Raw genomic sequence first — 17000 nt, forward strand, 5'->3', positions numbered from 1 at the left:
CTCTCTCGGTGACGAGTGATTGTTCGCGGCCCGCAGCCGGTGCGGGCCGACGATTCCTAGACCTCGATCGGCGGATAGAGCCGGTCCATGGTGTATTGCCGATTTCGTCGGGCCGCCCACGTAGAGACGGCGAGGAACAGCACGGTGAGGCAGACGATGACCGTGATCGAGACCCACAGCCGGCTGTCGATCCCGCCGACGGTCAGCTGCCGTAGCCCCGTGACCGTGTACGTCATGGGGTCGATCACGTGGATGTACTGGAACGGTTTGGTGGTGGTCGGGACGGGATAGATCCCGCCTGCGGAGACCAGCTGGATCATCAGGAAGGCGAGCGTCACCACGCGTCCGACCGCGGGCCCGAACAGCGCGTTGAACATCTGGATCATGGCGAGGAACATCGCCACGATCAGCAGCATGAAGCCGAAGGTCGCCCACGGATGCGTCGGTCTCAGCCCGATCGCGAACACGACGACGGCATAGAGGAGCCCGGCCTGGAGCACCCCGATCGCGTACGTCGGCGCGTAGGACGCGAGCACGACGCGGAACGACCCCAACCCCTGGACGAGCGGCCTCGTCTGCAGCGGCGTGAAGAGCATCCACGCGATGATGCCGCCGACGAACAGGGCGAGCCCGAAGAAGAACGGTGCGAAGCCGGTGCCGAAGGTCGGCGCCTTGTGGAGGTAGTCCTCCTGGAGCTGCACGGGCTTCGCGAGGGCCTTGGCGATGTCGCTGCGCTGCTCGTCGGACCAGGAGGGGATCATGCCGACCCCCTGCTTCAGGCCGCTCGCCAGCTCGGCGGACCCGGCCGAGGCCGTCTTGGTGCCGGCGGAGAGCTGGTCTGCTCCGCTGCTGAGCTTCACCAGTCCGGAGCTCAGCTCGTCGGCGCCGCTCTTCAGCTTCCCCACGTCGGTGCGGGCGGTCTTGATCTGGCTGACGACCTCGCCGCTCTCAAGGACGCGCAGGGCCCCGCTGATCCGGCTCTGCGAGTTGCCGAGCTCGGAATCGAGCAACCGGGCGTCGCCCCGGATCGCAGTCAGCTGGTCGTTCGCGCGCGGGCCCAGCCCTTTCGTCGCGAGCGCGTCCTGCACCGGGCTCAGGGCGTTGGCCAACCGGCGTTCCGCTGCGTCGCCGCTCGCTCGCAGCTGCGCGACCACCGTGTCGAGGCGCTGGCTCGCGACGGCCTGCGCGGAGGTCACGTCGTCGAGGACCTTGACGACCTCGTTCGCGTTGACCCTGAGCTGGTTCGCCGTGGTCCTGATCTCCGCGCCGGTGATGCCCGACTTGTCGATCTCGGCCAGCAGGACCCCGGTCACCGAGTCGACCTTCGCGTCGAGCTCGTCCACACCGCTCGCGAGCTCGGCAGAGCCGTCCTTGGCGGTGACCATCTTGGTCGAGAGCTCTTGCGCCCCGGAGTTCAGCTTCACCAGACCCGTGTCGAGCTGGGTGGCGCCGCTGGACGCCTCCTTCACCTTCGGCACCAGGTCGTTGGTCACCTCGTTCAACGCGATCTCGAAGGTCTTGACCCCCACTTGTGCCGAGATCTCGTTGACCGCCTGCTGCGCCGCGTCCTGCCCGATGATCGTCGCGAGGTAGTTGTTCACGTCGTTGTACGTGAAGATGAGGTCCGCCGACCGCGGCTTGTCGCCGGCCGGAGAGGCGACCGCCTCACTGAAGTCCTTCGGCAGGGTGACGGAGAAGTAGTAGGTCCCGTCGGCAACGCCGTCGGCACCTTCCTTCGCCGAGACGAGGTGCAGGTCGAGCTGCTTGGAGGCGATGAGGCCGTCCGCGACCTGCTTGCCGGCGTCGAGCTTCTCCCCCTGCACGACCGCGCCGACGTCGTCGTTGATGAGGGCGACCGGGATCTTGTCGGCGGCCGCGAACGGGTTCCAGAACGCCCAGAGATAGAGCGCGCCGTACAGCAGCGGCATCGCGACGATGACGACGAGCGCAAGGCGCGGCATGCGTCCGCGGTAGTAGCGCTTGAGGTCGCTTCCCGGGGAGAAGGCGGCAAACATGTCAGCTCAACGCCTCTCGTTCGAGCTCGACGAACTCGTTGTCGATGAGGTTCGGCACGTCGATCACGTCGTGCAGACGGCGGTCTCCGTACCCGGCGTTGATGTCCGCGGTGATGACGGTCTGCTCCGTGCCGAGCACGATCAGCCGGTCGAGCAGCTTGTACGTCGCGCGGACGCTCGAGAGCGCGTCCACTCCCCCGACGACCAGCAGCGGCGGCTTGTGCGTGTTGGCGACGGCGATCCGCAGCAGCGCGGCGGTGAGCTCCGGGAGCTCCTCGACGTACGCGTCCATCGCGGGCAGGGTGAGGTCGCCGAACACCGGCCGGCAGATCCGCTCCAGGTCCTCCTGCCGGGACTGCCTGACCCACCGGTACCAAGGCGCCTCCCAGCGCACCTGCTCGGTGATGAGGTCGTGCACGCGGATGGCCTGGGCGATCCCGTCGATCTCGTCGATGTCTGCCACGACGGCCTTGGAGAAGAGGTCGTGGGCGTCGTTGATGCGACCGAACGCCTTCAAGAAGCCGGTCGTCGGCTTCATCCTCCCGGCGAGGGTGAGCAGCAGCGCGACCCGCCCTCGACCCCCAGGACCCGCGAGCACCGTGAGACCACCCGTACGGATCGACAGGTCGATGGGGCCGTAGATCTGGCCCCATGATGCGTCGACCCCGATCGACGTCGCCTCCAGCAGCAGCGGCTGCGGATCATCGACCTCAGGACTTCCCCACGCAAGCTCGCTCGAGCCCGACTCAGGCCCCCCGGTTGACACGGTCACGCACTTCCCCCTCGTTCAGCGGACGATGACGGTTGATATCCGGTGTCACATCTGCCGTCGTCGAGAAGGCGTACGCAATGACAGCAGAAGCGTGCGAGCGTGCCATTCGGCGTCGTGGAGAGTGTCGTTCTTCACCGTGGGTTCCATTTCTGACTCGGGCACAAGGTGGTAGCACCGCGAGAATGCAGTCGCGGCACTCGGAGATAGGCCGGGGCCGCGTCGACGGAACGTCGTGACGCCTACCCGAGATTGCGGAATCATGCTTCGTAAGCGCCACCATAGGACAGCATTTCGGCATCCGCAGATTTGCCGTACAAGAAACTGCAAAAGCGTTGGCGAGCGGTCAATACCACACATTCAGGTTCGCCGCGGCCCACCTGCCGACCTCCTCGAGCCCGTGCCATACCCGTTCGGCGTCGATCGGGGGTCCAATGGAGACATGGGAGCGACCACCGTCCTCTGCCTCGGCGGCACCGGATCTGTCGGACGGCTTGTGGTGGCGGAGCTGACCCGGGCGGGAGGCACCGCGCGGGTGCTGACCCGCGACCCGCGACGCGCGCGCAGCATCGCGGATCCGGCGGTGGAGATCGCCGGTGGCGACTTCAGCGACGTGGCAAGCGTGGCCGCTGCGCTCACCGACGTGGAGGCCGTCGTCATGACCCACGGCGCCCCATACGGGTCCGGGGACTACGAGGCGGTCGACTACGGTGCAGTGCGCACGCTTGTGGAGGCCCTCGGCGACCGCACCGCGAGGGTGGCCCTGATGACGTCGATCGGCGTGACCGGCACCGGGACCGGCGACGACGCGGCCGACCTGCTCCGCTGGAAGCGGCGCGGCGAGCGCCTGCTCCGAGCCAGCGGCCTCCCGTATACGATCGTGAGGCCGGGATGGTTCGGCACCGGCACCGGCGACGAGGAACGGGTCGACCTGCGACAGGGTGACCTGACCGAATACGGCCCGGTCCGGCGCCGGCACGTCGCCGAGACGTTGGTCCACGCACTCCGCACGCCTGCGGCGACCGGCCGCACCGTCGAGGTGTTCTCCGTCGACGGCCCTCCGCTCGACGACTGGGAGGCGGCGTTCGCGTCGACCGACCCCGACCCGCTGCCGTCGACTGCGTCGGCGTTCAATGGTGCGCACGACCGGGCGACACTCCCGCTGGACCAGGAGCCTGCGGGAGTCCTCGCCGACCTGCGACATGCCGCGAGGTAGGCCGCACCACGTTCCTCGAGGGCTCGCACCACCCACCAACTTGGTCTCAAAGCGTCCACGGTTGCGCCGCAGCCCTTGACAAGGTGACATTAATAATAGTGCACTACTTAAAACCGGGCCCCGGCCCGCCGATGCAGGAGTGCACACGTGACCATGAAGACATCCCTCGGATGCCGGACGATCGCGGCGATCGCGGCGACCATGCTTCCGCTCGCCCTTGTAAGCGCCTGTGGCGCCGATGCCTCTGACGACGGCAAGACGACGCTGACCGTCGCCAGCTATGGAGGGCCCTACCAGGAAGCCCAGGCGGAGGCGTTCTTCGAGCCGTACATGAAGGCGAACCCTGACGTGAAGATCGTCCAGGACGGCCCCTCCGAGAACGCGAAGCTGCGGGCGATGGTCGAGTCCGGCAAGCCGCAATGGGACGTCGTCCTCCTCGCCAACGACTTCGGCAACGAGAGCCAGGGCAAGTGGCTCGAGCCGATCGACTACGACATCGTCGACAAGGCCTCGCTGCTCGACGGGTACGCCGACAAGTTCCGTGCCGGCGCCGACGTCGAGGGCACCGTGCTCGCGTACCGCGAGGACGAGCTCCCCACGGCGCCGACGTCGTGGGCCGACTTCTTCGACACCAAGAAGTTCCCCGGCAAGCGGGCCGTCAACAAGTTCGCTGCCGGCGGGATCCTCGAGGCGGCACTGCTCGCCGACGGCGTCCCCGAGGCCGAGCTCTATCCGCTCGACGTGGACCGCGCGCTCAAGAAGATCAGCACCATCAAGGACCGCATCGTCTGGTGGGACACCGCGGCCCAGAGCCAGCAGCTGCTCGAGTCCGGCGAGGTCACGATGGGCCTCGTGTGGGTCGGCCGCGCCGTCGACGCCGGCAAGGCGAGCCCGGTCAAGATCGACTGGAACACCTGGCTGAGCCAGGACGCGTACTGGATGGTGCCGAAGGGCACGCCGAACGCAGAGGAGGCGATGAAGCTCATCGCCTACATGGTCACGAAGGACCCGCAGGTCGCGTTCACCCAGCTGATCGACTACGGCTCCGTGAACCGCGAGGCCGCCGAGGACGAGACCGTACGGGCCAACCCGAACCGTCCGAGCAACCACCTCGACACCCAGGTCCCGATGAACGACGACTGGTGGGCCGAGAACCTCGAGGGCGTTATGGAGACGTTCAACGCCTGGGTCCTCGCGTGACGGTCGGCACGGTGCCCGCCCCTCGCCGACGGGGCCGTCTCGGCCCCGGCGGCGGGGGGTGGACCCTTGTCGTCCCCCTGGTCCTCTTCCTCGGCGTCTTCTTCCTCTATCCGCTGGTCCAGATGGCGCGCGAGAGCGCCAGCGGCGGGCTCGCCACGTACGAGGCGATCATGACGTCGCCGGTCTATCGCAAGGTCTTCGCGAACACGCTGACCATCGCGGGCGCGACGACCCTCCTCTGCCTCGTGCTCGCCTACCCGTACGCGTACGTCATGAACAAGGTCTCGCCGCGCCTGCGCCTGGCGCTGATGGCGTTCGTGCTGCTGCCGTTCTGGGCCAGCCTGCTCGTCCGCAGCTTCGCGTGGATCGCGCTCCTGCAGGACAGCGGCCTGATCAACCAGGCCCTGCAAGGGCTCGGGATCACCGACGACCCGGTGTCGCTCATCCGTACGACGCCCGGCGTCCTCATCGGGATGGTCCACATCATGCTCCCGTACATGGTGCTGCCGCTCTACACGGCGATGGCACGCGTCGACGGCCGGCTGCTGCTCGCGGCCTCCAGCCTCGGCGCGACGCCGTGGCGCCGGTTCGTGCGGGTCTTCCTGCCGCTGACCCTGCCCGGCCTGGCCGCCGGCTGCCTGCTCGTCTTCACGATCTCGCTCGGCTTCTACATCACGCCGGCGCTGCTCGGCGCCCCGAGCCAGGCGATGCTCGGCGAGGTCATCGCCGAGCAGGTCGAGCAGTTCGGCCTGACGACCGCGAGCGCGCTCGGCATCGTCCTGCTGACCGGAACGCTGATCATCCTCATGGTGGTCGCCCTGTTCGCCAAGCGCCTCGGGAGGGCCTCACGATGAAGAAGCCACCCGTACGGTGGGTCGTACTGACGACTGCCACCGTCCTCACCGCGTGCTTCCTGCTCCTGCCGACGCTGGTCGTCGTCCCGATGTCGTTCAACGGCTCGTCGACGCTCGGCGTGTTCAACGGCGAGTGGACGACGCACTGGTACGACGAGCTGCTCACCTCGCCCGAGTGGGGTACGGCAGCCCTCAACAGCCTGCAGGTCGCGCTCGGCTCGACGGTGCTCGCCACGGTCCTCGGGACCCTGGCGGCGTGGGGGTTCAACAAGCTGGGCGTGTACGGACGCGTGATCCAGGGCGGCAGCATCGCGCCCGTCGTCGTGCCGCCGATCATCCTCGGCGTCGGCCTCTACAGCGTGTTCCTCACCTGGCAGCTGAACGGCACGGTGCTCGGCCTGATCCTGGCGCACACCGTGCTCGCGATCCCCTTCGTCGTCATCGCCGTCGGCGCGAGCTTCGCGCAGCTCGACCCCGTCTACGAACGCGCCGCCGCGAGCCTCGGGGCCAAGCCGTTCCAGACGCTGCGCCGTGTGATCCTGCCGCTCCTGCTCCCCGGCGTCGTCGCGGGTGCGCTCTTCGCGTTCGTCACGTCCTGGGACGAGGTCGTCGTGTCGATCTTCCTGACCGACGCGCAGACCCGCACCCTCCCGGTCGAGATGTGGATCCAGGTCCGCACGCAGGTCACCCCCACCCTCGCGGCGCTCGGGACGTGCCTCCTGCTCGTCTCCAGCCTCGCGCTCATCGCCATGCAAGTCCTCCGCAGGAGTGAACGAGATGCCTGACAACAGCCCGGTCGCGACCGGTGCAGCCCTGACCCTCTCGGGGGTCACCAAGCGGTTCGGCGATGCGGTCGCCGTCCACGAGATCGACCTCGACCTGAAGCCGGGCGAGTTCCTCACGATGCTCGGCCCGTCGGGCTCGGGGAAGACCACGACGCTCAACATGGTCGCCGGGTTCCTGCAGCCCGACGCCGGGACGGTCACGCTCGACGGGCGCGAGATCACCAGGACGCCCGCGCACGCGCGCAACATCGGCGTGGTGTTCCAGAACTACGCGCTGTTCCCGCACCTGAGCGCGCAGCGCAACGTCGCGTTCCCGCTCGAGATGCGCGGTGTCGGCCGCAAGGAGGCGATGCGCCGTGCGTTCGCCGCGCTCGAGCTCGTCGAGCTCGAGAAGTGTGCCGACCGGCGGCCGGCGGAGCTGTCCGGCGGCCAGCAGCAGCGGGTGGCGCTGGCACGCGCCTTCGTCTTCGAGCCCGGGTTGCTGCTCATGGACGAGCCGCTCGGCGCACTCGACAAGCGCCTGCGCGAGACCATGCAGCTGGAGATCATGCGGCTCTGCCGCCGGGTCGGCAGCACGGTCGTCTATGTGACGCACGACCAAGAAGAGGCGCTCACGATGAGCGACCGGATCGCGATCTACAACGACGGCGTGATCGAGCAGCTCGGCACGGCAGAGGACCTGTACGAGCGTCCGGCAACGACGTTCGTGGCCGACTTCGTCGGTGACTCGACCATCCTCGCGGGCGAGTCGCAGGGCGACGGGACGGTCGTCGGCGACGGTTGGATCGCGGCGGGCCCGGAGCGGGGTGCGACACCGAAGGGGTCACCGGCCTCGGTCATCATCCGTCCGGAGATGGTCCGCCTCTCCCCTGCCGAGGACTCGAAGTCGGCCGTCAACCAGATGACCGGCCGCGTCGCGGACGTCGTCTATCTGGGGTCGCAGGTGAAGTACATCGTCGCCGGCGACGGCGGCGACGAGGTCCACGCGAAGATCGCCCGCTCGGCGCAGTGGTCACGCTTCGAGCGCGGAGACCGGGTCAGCGCGACATGGTCGGCCGAGGACTGCGTCGTCCTCGGGAGCTGAGGTCGTACAGCCGGTTCGTCCGGGCACCGGTGAGCCCGTGCCCGGATCAGCCGGCGTCCGCCGCGGCGCCGGCGTCGTACCCGAGCAGCGCCCCCGCGACCGCGGTCATCTCGTCGGCCACCTTGTCGACGTCGGTCTTCTCCTCGATCGCGAGCGCGACCTCGTACCCGTCGATGAGCGCGAGGAGGTTCTCGACGACCGACGCGGGCGGGAGGACGGGGTGGAAGATCCCTGCGTCGACCCCTGCCTGAACCGCGTCGTTCAGCGGGACGCGCCAGCGACCGTACGCCTCGGTCATCAGCGTGCGCAGCCCGACGTCGCGCGAGGCCGCCGCGGCGAACTCGACCCACAGCGAGCAGCGCTGCAGGTAGTCCTCGGGGTTGGTGATGCTGAGGACGAGCGACCGGATGCGCTCCCACGGGTCGACGTCGGCGCGCGACGCGACCTCGACGCGGGCGACGACCTCCTGCGCGTGCGCCGAGAACGCCTCGTGCAGCAGCGCGTCGCGCGTCGCGAAGTAGTGCTGGAGCATGCCGACCGAGACGCTCGCCTCCTGTGCCACGTCGCGCAGGCGGACGCGGTCGGCGCCGTCGCGCGCGACGAGGGCGAGGGTTACCCCCAGGATGTGGGAGCGGCGCTGCTCGACGGCTTCGTCGTTGAGAGGCGGTCGACCGATTCGGACGGATGCCACATTTCCTCCTGTAGGTCGAGCCCTGACGAGCCCCGTGCGTCGATCGTAGGAACTCAAGGGCTCAGGGCGTTGACAACACGGGATCGCTTCATAATAGTGACGTATTATGAAGTCTCCCGCGAGGCGGCGCCGATGAGCGCGCGTGCCGACCGCCGCACGATCGTCTGCCCGTGCCACGACGTCACGCTCCACGACCTCAAAGTCTGCTGGAAGCGCGGCTACACGCACCCCGAGACGCTCAAGCGCGCGACGGCCCTCTTCATGGGCCCGTGCCAAGGCAAGCTCTGCGCTCCCGCGCTCGACGAGTTCCTCGAGAGCGTCGGCGCGGCGCCGGCCGCAGGCGACTCCCCCGCCCGTCCGACGGTCCGTCCCCCGCTGTACGCGGTGCGCCTCGGCGAGCTCGCCGACCCCGACGCGGAGCCCGCGTGAGCGCCCCCGGTGTCCGCGCCGGAGACCCCGACGCCTCGTACGACGTCGTCGTCATCGGCGCCGGCATCCAGGGACTCTCGACCGCGTACGAGCTGGCCAAGCGTGGCGTGAAGCGCATCGCCGTGCTCGACCGCGCGTGGCCCGGCGGCGGCGCGAGCGGTCGCAACGGTGAGCTGATCCGCTCGATCTTCTCGTCGCCGGAGTGGGTCGGCCTGTTCGACCTGAGCCTCACGCGCTGGCACCAGCTGTCGGCCGAGCTCGAGATGAACGTGCTCTTCAGCTCCTCGGGCTATCTCGTGCTCGCCTCGACCGACGAGCAGTGGGCCAACTGCGAGCGCGACCACGCCTACCACCGCTCCGAGGGCGTCGACAGCGACCTCCTCTCCCAGGCCGACGTCCTCGCGCTCGTCCCCGCGCTCAACCCCGACGTCGTACGGGGCGGCGTCGTCCAGCCGTCCGGCGGCTTCGCCCACCACGACGCCGTGAACTGGGCATACCTCAAGGCCGGCGTGCGCCGCGGTGTCGAGGTCTACTGCGACGTCACGGTCACCGGCCTGACGACCGCGGCCGGCCGCGTCACCGGCGTGCAAACCAGCCGCGGCCCCATCGCCGCCGGCCTCGTGCTCAACGCCGCGGGCGGCAACGCACTCGACGTCAACGCCTGGGCCGGCATCACGCTCCCCATGGTCACGAGCCGGCTCGAGATGCTCGTGACCGAGCCGCTCGCGCCGTTCCTGCGGCAGGGTCTCGCCGCGCTGGCGCTCCTCGGCTACTGCCACCAGACCGCGCGCGGCGAGTTCGTCGGCGGCACGGAGAGGCACCACGTCGACGAGTCGCGCAGCCAGAACAGCACGTGGGACCTGCTCGCCGACATGGCGACGAAGTGGGTCACGCTCTTCCCGCTGCTGTCGGGCGCACGCCTGCTGCGGAACTGGGCCGGGACCGTCACGCAGGCCGCCGACCTGGCGCCGGTCATCGGGTCGGTGCCCGACGTCGAGGGTTACGTGATGACCTGCGGCTGGGTCTACGGCTTCATGGGCGCGCCGGGCGCGTCGACACTGCTCGCCGAGGAGATCGTGACCGGCACGCCGTCGCCCGTCCTCGCCCCGTTCTCGCCACGCCGCCTCACCGAAGGACGCATGATCGCCGAGTCGTCCCTCGTCGTTCCCACCGGGGAGGACCACGCATGACCGACGACCGTACGCCCAGCCCGGTCCGGTTCACGTTCGAAGGGCGCAGCGTCGAGGCCACGCCCGGCCAGACCCTCGGCGGCGCGCTGCACGCCGACGGCGTCCGGATCCTCACGCGCAGCTTCAAGTACCGGCGACCGCGCGGCTACACGTGCGGCTACGGCGCGTGCGGCAACTGCCCGCTGACCGTCGACGGGCTGCCGGGCGTCAACGCGTGCGAGCGTCCGGTCGAGGGCGGCGAGGACGTACGCCGCGAGCGCGGCTGGCCCAGCGCGGGCGTCGACATCTTCCGCGCCTCCGACGCCGTCGCGCCGCTGCTGACCGCGGGCTTCCAGTTCCGCCTGTTCACCAAGCGACCGCGGCTCGCGCACCTGTCCGAACGGGTCATGGCGTGGGTCGCCGGCGCCGGACGCCTCCCGACGCCGCAGGCCGCGGCGGCCGTACGGGCGACGACGCACGAGACCCGCGCCGTCGACGTCACCGTCGTCGGAGGCGGGCTCAGCGGCCTCGCCGCCGCGCTCGGCGCCGCAGCTGACGGCGCGTCGGTGCTCCTCGTCCACCGAGGTGCGCTCGGCGGACGCTCCCTCGGCCGTACGAGCACGGCCGCCGGGCGCACCCACACGTACGACTCCGACCGCGACGCCGCCCTCGCGCTCGCGGGCCAGGTCGAGGAGCATCCGCGCATCGAGGTGCTGGACGGGACCGCGGTCGCCACGTTCGACGGCGTCGACCTGATCGTGGTCTCGCGACGCCGCCGCATCCGTGTCACCACACCCGCGATGGTCGTGGCCACCGGCTCGTACGACGTCCCGCTGGCCTTCGCCGGCAACGACAAGCCGGGCGTCATGCTCGCCTCGGCCGTCCGGCGACTCCTGCACGTCGAGGGCGTACGCCCCGGACGCCGGGCGGTCGTCGTGGCCGAGAACGCGACCGGGTACGAGATCGCGCAGGAGCTCCTCGCCGCGGGCGTCACCGTCACTGCGGTCGTCGACCCGGAGCCGGACGCGCGGGCCGTCGCGCTGGTGGCGCCGGTGGCCGGGGCGGGCGTGCCGGTCGTCTCCGGTCGTCCGGTACGGGTCGTCGGGCTGCGCGGCGCGCGCCGCGTCGTCGTCGCGGGCGCCTCCGGCAGGCGCAGACTGCGGGCCGACCTCGTCGTCGTCTCGCGCCCGGAGCGGCCGGCCGAGGAACTACGGTGGCAGCGCCACTACGTCAAGGCCGGAGACACATACGCGCCGACGGGCTCCCCCGCCGCGAGCGCGTCCGACACGACCGTCGTCGTCGGATCGGCTGCCGCACTGCCCGCACAGACCCTCGAGGACGCCACGGACGCCGGCCACCGCGCCGCACGCGCCGCCCTCGCCCGACGCGGGCCCCGCGTAGGAGATCAGACCCCGTGAGAAGAGGAATGCCATGACCGCCCAGCCCGTCCCATACCGCTCCGTCAACCCCGCGACCGGTGTCGAGGTCCGCCGGTACGAGACCGCGACCGACGCCCAGGTCAGCGACGCGCTCGACGCCGCCGACGCCGCGTACCGCGCGTGGAGCCGGCTCACGGTCGCCGACCGCGCCGAGCGTGTCGCGGCGTTCGGCCGCCTGTTCGCTGAGCGCGCCGACGAGCTCGCCGCGATCGCCGCGGAGGAGATGGGCAAGTCGGTGAGCGAGGCCGCCGGTGAGGCGCGGTTCAGCGGCGACATCTTCGCGTACTACGCCGACAACGCCGCGACGCTGCTCGCCGACCAGCCGCTCACGGTCTCCGGCGACGCGGAGGCGGTCGTGCAGCGGCGCCCGATCGGCGTGGTGCTGGGCATCATGCCGTGGAACTACCCCTTCTACCAGGTGGCGCGTTTTGCGGCGCCGAACCTGGTCCTCGGCAACACCGTCCTGCTCAAGCATGCCGAGTCGGTGCCGCGGTCGGCCGAGGTCATCGCCGAGCTCGCCTCGGAGGCGGGGCTGCCGGACGGCGTCTACACGAATGTCTTCGCGTCGCACGACCAGGTCGGCACGATCATCGACGACCCGCGCGTGCAGGGCGTCTCGCTGACCGGCTCCGAGCGTGCCGGCAGCGCGGTCGCCGCCCGCGCTGGTGCCGCGCTCAAGAAGTGCGTGCTCGAGCTCGGCGGCTCCGACCCGTACATCGTCCTCGACACCGACGACGTCGCCGCGGCCGCGCAGCAGGCGTGGTCGGTGCGCGTGAGCAACATGGGCCAGGCCTGCAACGCCAACAAGCGGATGATCGTGCACGAGAGCATCGCGGACGCGTTCGTCGCCGAGCTCACCGCGCTCGCCGAGGGGCTGGTGCCCGGCGACCCGACCGACCCGACGCCGGGGACCTACCGCCCGCTCTCCTCGCGTGCCGCTGCCGAGTCGCTCGCCGCGCAGATCCAGGACGCGGTGGACAAGGGCGCGACGCTGCACGCGGGCGGCACGCTCGAGCCCGGCCCGGCGGCCTACCTCGCGCCGGCCGTGCTCTCCGGCGTCACGCCGCAGATGCGCGCGTACGCGGAGGAGCTGTTCGGCCCGGTCGCGGTCGTCTACTCCGTACGGGACGAGGACGAGGCCGTCGCGCTCGCGAACGCGTCGGCGTACGGGCTCGGCGGTGCCGTCTTCAGCGCCGATGCCGAGCGTGCGCGCCGCGTCGCCGACCGTCTCGAGGTCGGCATGGCGAACGTCAACACGCCTGCCGGCGAGGGGACGCAGATCCCGTTCGGCGGCGTGAAGCGCTCCGGTTTCGGTCGCGAGCTCGGACCCCTGGGCATCGACGAGTTCGCCAACAAGCGCGTGTTCTACGTGGAGCGGTGACCATATGAGCATGCGCAACGGCGACGTCTCGCACTGGATGCACGCAGGCGACGCTCCGGCGTTCGGCCCCGCCGCGCTCGAGGACGCGTACGACCTCGTCGTGATCGGCGGCGGGCTCACGGGGCTGTGGACCGCGTACTACGCGATCGCGCGCGACCCCTCCGCGCGCGTCCTCGTGCTTGAGGCCGTCGAGGTTGGCTACGGCGCGTCCGGTCGAAACGGGGGCTGGCTGTCGCCGCTGCTGCCGGGCAACCGGGCGGTGTACGCGCGGAAGTCGGCGCAGGGCGCTGACGGCGTGGTCGCGTTCCAGCACGAGATGTTCGGCGCGATCGACGAGGTCCTCGCCGTCCTCGAGCGCGAGCGCGTCGACGCCGACCAGGTGCGGGGCGGGCAGCTGACGCTCGCGCCGACGCCGGCCGCGATGGCGCGCGTGAAGGCGACCCGCGAAGCGCACCTGCGGTACGGCTATGAGCCGTCGCAGGTCGTCCTGCTCGACGCCGACGAGACGCGGGCGCGGGTGAGCTCGGCAACGGCGCACGGCGGCATGTTCTATCCCGACACGGCGCGGGTCGACCCGGCGAAGCTGACCCGCGGACTCGCTGAGGTCCTGCGGCGCCGCGGCGTCACGATCAGCGAGCACACCCCGGCGCGGGAGGTCACCGCGCACCGGGTGCGGACCGATCGCGGATCGGTCGACGCCGGCCGCATCGCGGTCTGCCTCGAGGCGTACACGAGCCAGCTCCTCGGCGGCCGCCAGGTCATCCCGGTGAACTCGTCGATGATCGTGACCGACCCGCTCCCGGCGTCGGCGTGGGAGCAGATCGGCTGGGACGGGCGCGAGTGCCTGAACGACGCCGCGCACACGTTCATCTATGCGCAGCGCACCGCTGACGACCGGATCGCGATCGGCGGCCGCGGGACCCCGTACACGTACGGCTCGGGGACTCCCGGCCTCGGCGCCTCCGACGCGAAGACGACAGCGAACCTGCGGCGCCGGCTGGAGTCGATGTTCCCCGGGATCGACTTCCCGGTCGCGCACGCGTGGCGCGGCGTCATCGGCGTCACCCGCGACTGGTGCGCGAACGTCACGCACGACGCCGCCAGCGGCGTCGGCGTCGTGTACGGGTTCGCGGGCCACGGTGTCACCGCGACGAACCTCGCTGCCCGTACGCTGCTCGACCGTCTCGACGGGGTCGACTCCGCGCTCACACGGCTGCCGTGGAACGAGCACCGTACGCGCCAGTGGGAGCCGGAGCCGTTGCGGTGGATCGGCGTGCACGGCATGTACGCGCTGTTCGGGCTCGCCGACCGGTGGGAGGAGCGCACGCAGGCGGAGAAGACTGCGCTCCTCGCGCGCGCCGGGTCGCGGATCGCCGGGCTGCACGAGTGAGTGCCGGCCCGGAGGCGGGTCAGCCCCGGGTCTCCGGGCCGTACTCACGGGTGACGGTCGCGACGCGCACCCTGTAGTCCTCGTACCAGACGTCGCGCCCGCGCTGCTGCGCGACGAGATGCCCGGCGACCTGCTTCCACCTGGCGGCTGCGGCGTCGTCGCGCCAGTACGAGACGGTGATGCCGAGCCCGTCGCGAGCAGCCTCGATCCCGAGGAATCCCGGCTGCTCGCGAGCGAGCTCGTCCATCCGCGCCGCCATCACGGCGTACCCCCGGTCTCCGTCGGTGCGCAGCGACGTGAAGATCACTGCCGTGTACGGGGGCTCGGGCGTGTCGGCGATGCTCACGCCGCCCACCGTAGCGTCGGGGCGGCCCGCCGCCCGCGTCGTGCTAGCTCAGGTGCCGGGCGAAGAACCTGGCCGCATCGTCCGCCGCGAACCGGGGGACGCCGGTGTGCCCGCCCATGTTGGCGTACAGCGTCTTCTCCTTCGAGCCGAAGGCGTCGAACAGGTCCAGCGCGAGCTGGCGGTCGTTCCCCTCGTCGTCCCACTGCAGCAAGACGTGCAGCGGGATCGTCAGCTGACGGGCCTCCTCGAACATGGCGCGGGGCACGAAGCTCCCGGCGAACAGGTTGGCGGCGGCGATGCGTGGTTCGACCAGCGCCAGCCGGATGCCGATCGCGATCACCCCGCCTGAGAATCCGACCGGGCCGCCGATCTCGGGGAGCTCGAGGAGGGCGTCCAGGGTGGCCTGCCACTCCGGGACCGCTACGTCGACCAGCGGGAGGACCAGCCGGTCGACGATCTCGTCGACCGGCTGGCCGGCCTCGATCGCCCGGACCAGATCGGCGCGAGCCTGCTCGGCGGCGGGCAGACGGGGCCGGTCACCGCCCCCTGGGAGCTCGATGGTGGCTGCCGCGAAGCCGTCCGCCACGGTGCGCCGAGCCCGACCTGCCAGCCGGGGATGCATCGCACGCAGCCCGCCCGGGTGGCCGATCAGGATGAGCGGAGCCGGTGCGGGAGCCGGTACGGAGGCCGGTGCGGGCGCCGGCGTCCACAGGATGCCGGGGATCTCGCCGAGGGTGAACTCGCGTTCGAGGACGCCGTCGTCGAGTTGTCGTTCAGAGGTGAAACGCATGGTCGTGCCTTTCGGGAGTGCTCGTGAAACGGCGCTCCCGGACGACCTATCGCCCGACCGTGACCCCAGAGGGGAGCACCCATGTCGATACGTTCACGGGTACCACCTCCTCGTTCTCTCGCACGGCCTTGTGGGAGGTTAACAGCGGTCGACGCCATAGAGGAACAGGATTATGCGTCGCCCCGGTGCGTCAGGCGATCACGCCGATGAGGAGCTAAGGCGCGACTCTCACGAAGCTCGACCCGGACGGCGCGATGGCGGACACGTTCACTACGTCTCTGTACGCAGCGCCGTTCCCGAGGAGATCACCACCGTGTGGGAAAAGCTCGTCGCCGGCGCGACGATCATGCAGCCGCTCGCGCCGTCGGGATGGGCGTCGCTGTATGGGATGCTCACCGACCCGTACGGCGTCACGTGGGTGCTTGACGTCGTCCCGCAGTAGCGGCGGATGGGCGCCTCGGCGCGCTCAGCCGCGGAAGGTCGTGCGGTACGCCGTCGGGCTGACTCCGACGGCGCTGACGAAGTGGCGTCGCAGGGTCGTCGCGGTGCCGAGCCCGCACCGGCCGGCGATCTGCTCGACCGACGCGTCCGTCCGCTCGAGCAGCTCCTGGGCACGCAGGACCCGCTCTCGGTGCAGCCACTTCAGCGGGGTCAGTCCGGTCTCGGCGCTCATCCGGCGCGCCAGCTGGCGAGCACCGAGCCCGGCCTCGCGGGCCAGGTCGGTCACCGTCAGCGGCTGGTCGAGGCGTTCGCGGGCCCAGTCCAGCGCGGCACCGACGTGGTCGGACCCGGTCGGGCTCACAGGGGCGGCGATGAACTGTGCCTGTCCCCCCGGCCGTTGTGCGGCCACCACCAGCCGGCGTGCCAGCCCGTTCGCGGCAGCGCTGCCGAAGTCGGAGCGCACGAGGTGGAGGCAAAGGTCGAGAGCAGCGGTCTTCCCGGCCGAGGTCAGGAGCTGACCGTCATCGACGTAGAGCACGTCGGCGCGCGCCCGTACGGAGGGATAGAGGCGCTCGAGCTCGGCGACGTGCATCCAGTGCGTCGCGGCCTCGCGTCCGTCGAGCAGCCCGCTCGCAGCGACGACGAAGGCGCCGGTGCACAGCGACGCGATCCGCGCTCCCCCGGCGTACGCAGCCCGGAGCGCATGCAGCAGGGACGGATCGGGTGCGCCGTCGAGGTGGTTCGTCGACGGCACGATGACGAGGTCGACCTTGGCGAGGGCGTCGTACCGCACACTCTCGGCGTCGGTGAGCCACGGCGCCGGCGACCCGTCCGGTGTCGCGACGACGAGGGAGTACCAGTCGCCGTCGGTCGACAGATCCGACCGATCGACGCCGAAGACCTCCGCCGCGATCGCCGTCTCGTACAGCATCGCGTCGGCATGCAGCGCCAGCCCCACCGTGACCATGTCGGAAACTGTACGACAGGCGTCAGTTCAGACA

The 17000-nt window shown here is 70.6% G+C and carries 17 protein-coding genes; 11 read left to right on the forward strand and 6 right to left on the reverse strand.

Going from position 1 to position 17000, the window contains the following annotated elements:
* Positions 1 to 56: 56 nt before the first annotated feature.
* Both H4N58_RS14360 and H4N58_RS14365 read right to left on the reverse strand, forming a co-directional pair.
* The gene (locus H4N58_RS14360) at positions 57 to 2015 is read right to left on the reverse strand and encodes a YhgE/Pip domain-containing protein (RefSeq protein ID WP_167250089.1); all 1959 of its coding nucleotides are present in this window, start codon (positions 2013 to 2015) and stop codon (positions 57 to 59) included.
* Between the two features lies 1 nt (position 2016).
* On the reverse strand, positions 2017 to 2787 hold the full coding sequence (locus H4N58_RS14365) for a hypothetical protein (protein WP_208322880.1): 771 nt from the start codon (positions 2785 to 2787) through the stop codon (positions 2017 to 2019).
* A 439-nt stretch (positions 2788 to 3226) separates the two neighbouring features.
* Between H4N58_RS14365 and H4N58_RS14370 the strand changes: the two genes are divergently transcribed.
* From H4N58_RS14370 to H4N58_RS14390, 5 genes are all read left to right on the forward strand, one after another.
* On the forward strand, positions 3227 to 4000 hold the full coding sequence (locus tag H4N58_RS14370) for an SDR family oxidoreductase (protein ID WP_167250087.1): 774 nt from the start codon (positions 3227 to 3229) through the stop codon (positions 3998 to 4000).
* Positions 4001 to 4153: 153 nt separating this feature from the next.
* Positions 4154 to 5200 carry an ABC transporter substrate-binding protein gene (locus H4N58_RS14375; RefSeq protein ID WP_243845106.1) on the forward strand — a complete coding sequence of 349 codons (1047 nt, stop codon included), beginning with the start codon at positions 4154 to 4156 and terminating at the stop codon, positions 5198 to 5200.
* A gap of 11 nt (positions 5201 to 5211) precedes the next feature.
* On the forward strand, positions 5212 to 6054 hold the full coding sequence (locus tag H4N58_RS14380) for an ABC transporter permease (RefSeq protein WP_167004281.1): 843 nt from the start codon (positions 5212 to 5214) through the stop codon (positions 6052 to 6054).
* A complete protein-coding gene (locus H4N58_RS14385) occupies positions 6051 to 6839 on the forward strand; it encodes an ABC transporter permease (protein ID WP_167004284.1) in 789 nt (262 codons plus the stop codon). The genes H4N58_RS14380 and H4N58_RS14385 overlap by 4 nt, the downstream gene beginning before the upstream one ends.
* A complete protein-coding gene (locus H4N58_RS14390) occupies positions 6832 to 7923 on the forward strand; it encodes an ABC transporter ATP-binding protein (RefSeq protein ID WP_167004287.1) in 1092 nt (363 codons plus the stop codon). Before H4N58_RS14385 ends, H4N58_RS14390 begins: the two co-directional genes overlap by 8 nt.
* 46 nt (positions 7924 to 7969) lie before the next feature.
* Here H4N58_RS14390 and H4N58_RS14395 read toward each other — a convergent pair whose 3' ends face one another.
* Positions 7970 to 8614, reverse strand: a complete 645-nt coding sequence (locus tag H4N58_RS14395) for a TetR/AcrR family transcriptional regulator (RefSeq protein ID WP_167004290.1) — start codon at positions 8612 to 8614, stop codon at positions 7970 to 7972.
* Between the two features lie 132 nt (positions 8615 to 8746).
* Here H4N58_RS14395 and H4N58_RS14400 point away from each other — a divergent pair, with 132 nt between their 5' ends.
* From H4N58_RS14400 to H4N58_RS14420, 5 genes are read left to right on the forward strand one after another with little or no spacing between them, the layout of a single operon-like run.
* Positions 8747 to 9043, forward strand: coding sequence for a (2Fe-2S)-binding protein (locus tag H4N58_RS14400; RefSeq protein WP_167004293.1), 297 nt, complete (start codon positions 8747 to 8749; stop codon positions 9041 to 9043).
* Complete coding sequence (locus H4N58_RS14405) at positions 9040 to 10233, forward strand: FAD-binding oxidoreductase (protein WP_167004296.1); 1194 nt, start codon at positions 9040 to 9042, stop codon at positions 10231 to 10233. Before H4N58_RS14400 ends, H4N58_RS14405 begins: the two co-directional genes overlap by 4 nt.
* Entirely contained in the window at positions 10230 to 11630 is a 1401-nt protein-coding gene (locus H4N58_RS14410; protein ID WP_167250083.1) for a (2Fe-2S)-binding protein, read from the forward strand. The genes H4N58_RS14405 and H4N58_RS14410 overlap by 4 nt, the downstream gene beginning before the upstream one ends.
* A 13-nt stretch (positions 11631 to 11643) precedes the next feature.
* Positions 11644 to 13032, forward strand: a complete 1389-nt coding sequence (locus H4N58_RS14415; protein WP_167004302.1) for an aldehyde dehydrogenase family protein — start codon at positions 11644 to 11646, stop codon at positions 13030 to 13032.
* Between the two features lie 10 nt (positions 13033 to 13042).
* Positions 13043 to 14422: an FAD-binding oxidoreductase gene (locus H4N58_RS14420; protein ID WP_208322879.1), complete on the forward strand. Its 1380-nt coding sequence runs from the start codon at positions 13043 to 13045 to the stop codon at positions 14420 to 14422.
* A 19-nt stretch (positions 14423 to 14441) separates the two neighbouring features.
* On the opposite strand, the gene H4N58_RS14425 is transcribed toward H4N58_RS14420, so the two are convergent.
* Both H4N58_RS14425 and H4N58_RS14430 read right to left on the reverse strand, forming a co-directional pair.
* Positions 14442 to 14768 (reverse strand): antibiotic biosynthesis monooxygenase, encoded by a 327-nt coding sequence (locus H4N58_RS14425; protein ID WP_167004308.1) that lies wholly within the window; start codon positions 14766 to 14768, stop codon positions 14442 to 14444.
* A 43-nt stretch (positions 14769 to 14811) separates the two neighbouring features.
* Positions 14812 to 15558, reverse strand: a complete 747-nt coding sequence (locus H4N58_RS14430) for an alpha/beta hydrolase (protein WP_167004311.1) — start codon at positions 15556 to 15558, stop codon at positions 14812 to 14814.
* Positions 15559 to 15730: 172 nt separating this feature from the next.
* Here H4N58_RS14430 and H4N58_RS20980 point away from each other — a divergent pair, with 172 nt between their 5' ends.
* Positions 15731 to 16000, forward strand: a complete 270-nt coding sequence (locus H4N58_RS20980; protein ID WP_347877934.1) for a VOC family protein — start codon at positions 15731 to 15733, stop codon at positions 15998 to 16000.
* 24 nt (positions 16001 to 16024) lie between these two features.
* Here H4N58_RS20980 and H4N58_RS14435 read toward each other — a convergent pair whose 3' ends face one another.
* The gene (locus H4N58_RS14435) at positions 16025 to 16966 is read right to left on the reverse strand and encodes a GlxA family transcriptional regulator (protein ID WP_167004314.1); all 942 of its coding nucleotides are present in this window, start codon (positions 16964 to 16966) and stop codon (positions 16025 to 16027) included.
* Between the last annotated feature and the right edge of the window lie 34 nt (positions 16967 to 17000).

This window comes from Mumia sp. ZJ1417 (genome assembly GCF_014127285.1).
GTDB lineage: Bacteria > Actinomycetota > Actinomycetes > Propionibacteriales > Nocardioidaceae > Mumia.

Coding starts and splice junctions, on each gene's coding strand:
- H4N58_RS14370 (WP_167250087.1), top strand. CDS start 3,227: ATGGGAGCGACCACCGTCCTCTGCCTCGGCGGCACCGGATCTGTCGGA.
- H4N58_RS14385 (WP_167004284.1), top strand. CDS start 6,051: ATGAAGAAGCCACCCGTACGGTGGGTCGTACTGACGACTGCCACCGTC.
- H4N58_RS14415 (WP_167004302.1), top strand. CDS start 11,644: ATGACCGCCCAGCCCGTCCCATACCGCTCCGTCAACCCCGCGACCGGT.
- H4N58_RS14435 (WP_167004314.1), bottom strand. CDS start 16,966: ATGGTCACGGTGGGGCTGGCGCTGCATGCCGACGCGATGCTGTACGAG.
- H4N58_RS20980 (WP_347877934.1), top strand. CDS start 15,731: ATGCGTCGCCCCGGTGCGTCAGGCGATCACGCCGATGAGGAGCTAAGG.
- H4N58_RS14420 (WP_208322879.1), top strand. CDS start 13,043: ATGCGCAACGGCGACGTCTCGCACTGGATGCACGCAGGCGACGCTCCG.
- H4N58_RS14430 (WP_167004311.1), bottom strand. CDS start 15,558: ATGCGTTTCACCTCTGAACGACAACTCGACGACGGCGTCCTCGAACGC.
- H4N58_RS14375 (WP_243845106.1), top strand. CDS start 4,154: ATGAAGACATCCCTCGGATGCCGGACGATCGCGGCGATCGCGGCGACC.
- H4N58_RS14400 (WP_167004293.1), top strand. CDS start 8,747: ATGAGCGCGCGTGCCGACCGCCGCACGATCGTCTGCCCGTGCCACGAC.
- H4N58_RS14360 (WP_167250089.1), bottom strand. CDS start 2,015: ATGTTTGCCGCCTTCTCCCCGGGAAGCGACCTCAAGCGCTACTACCGC.
- H4N58_RS14410 (WP_167250083.1), top strand. CDS start 10,230: ATGACCGACGACCGTACGCCCAGCCCGGTCCGGTTCACGTTCGAAGGG.
- H4N58_RS14390 (WP_167004287.1), top strand. CDS start 6,832: ATGCCTGACAACAGCCCGGTCGCGACCGGTGCAGCCCTGACCCTCTCG.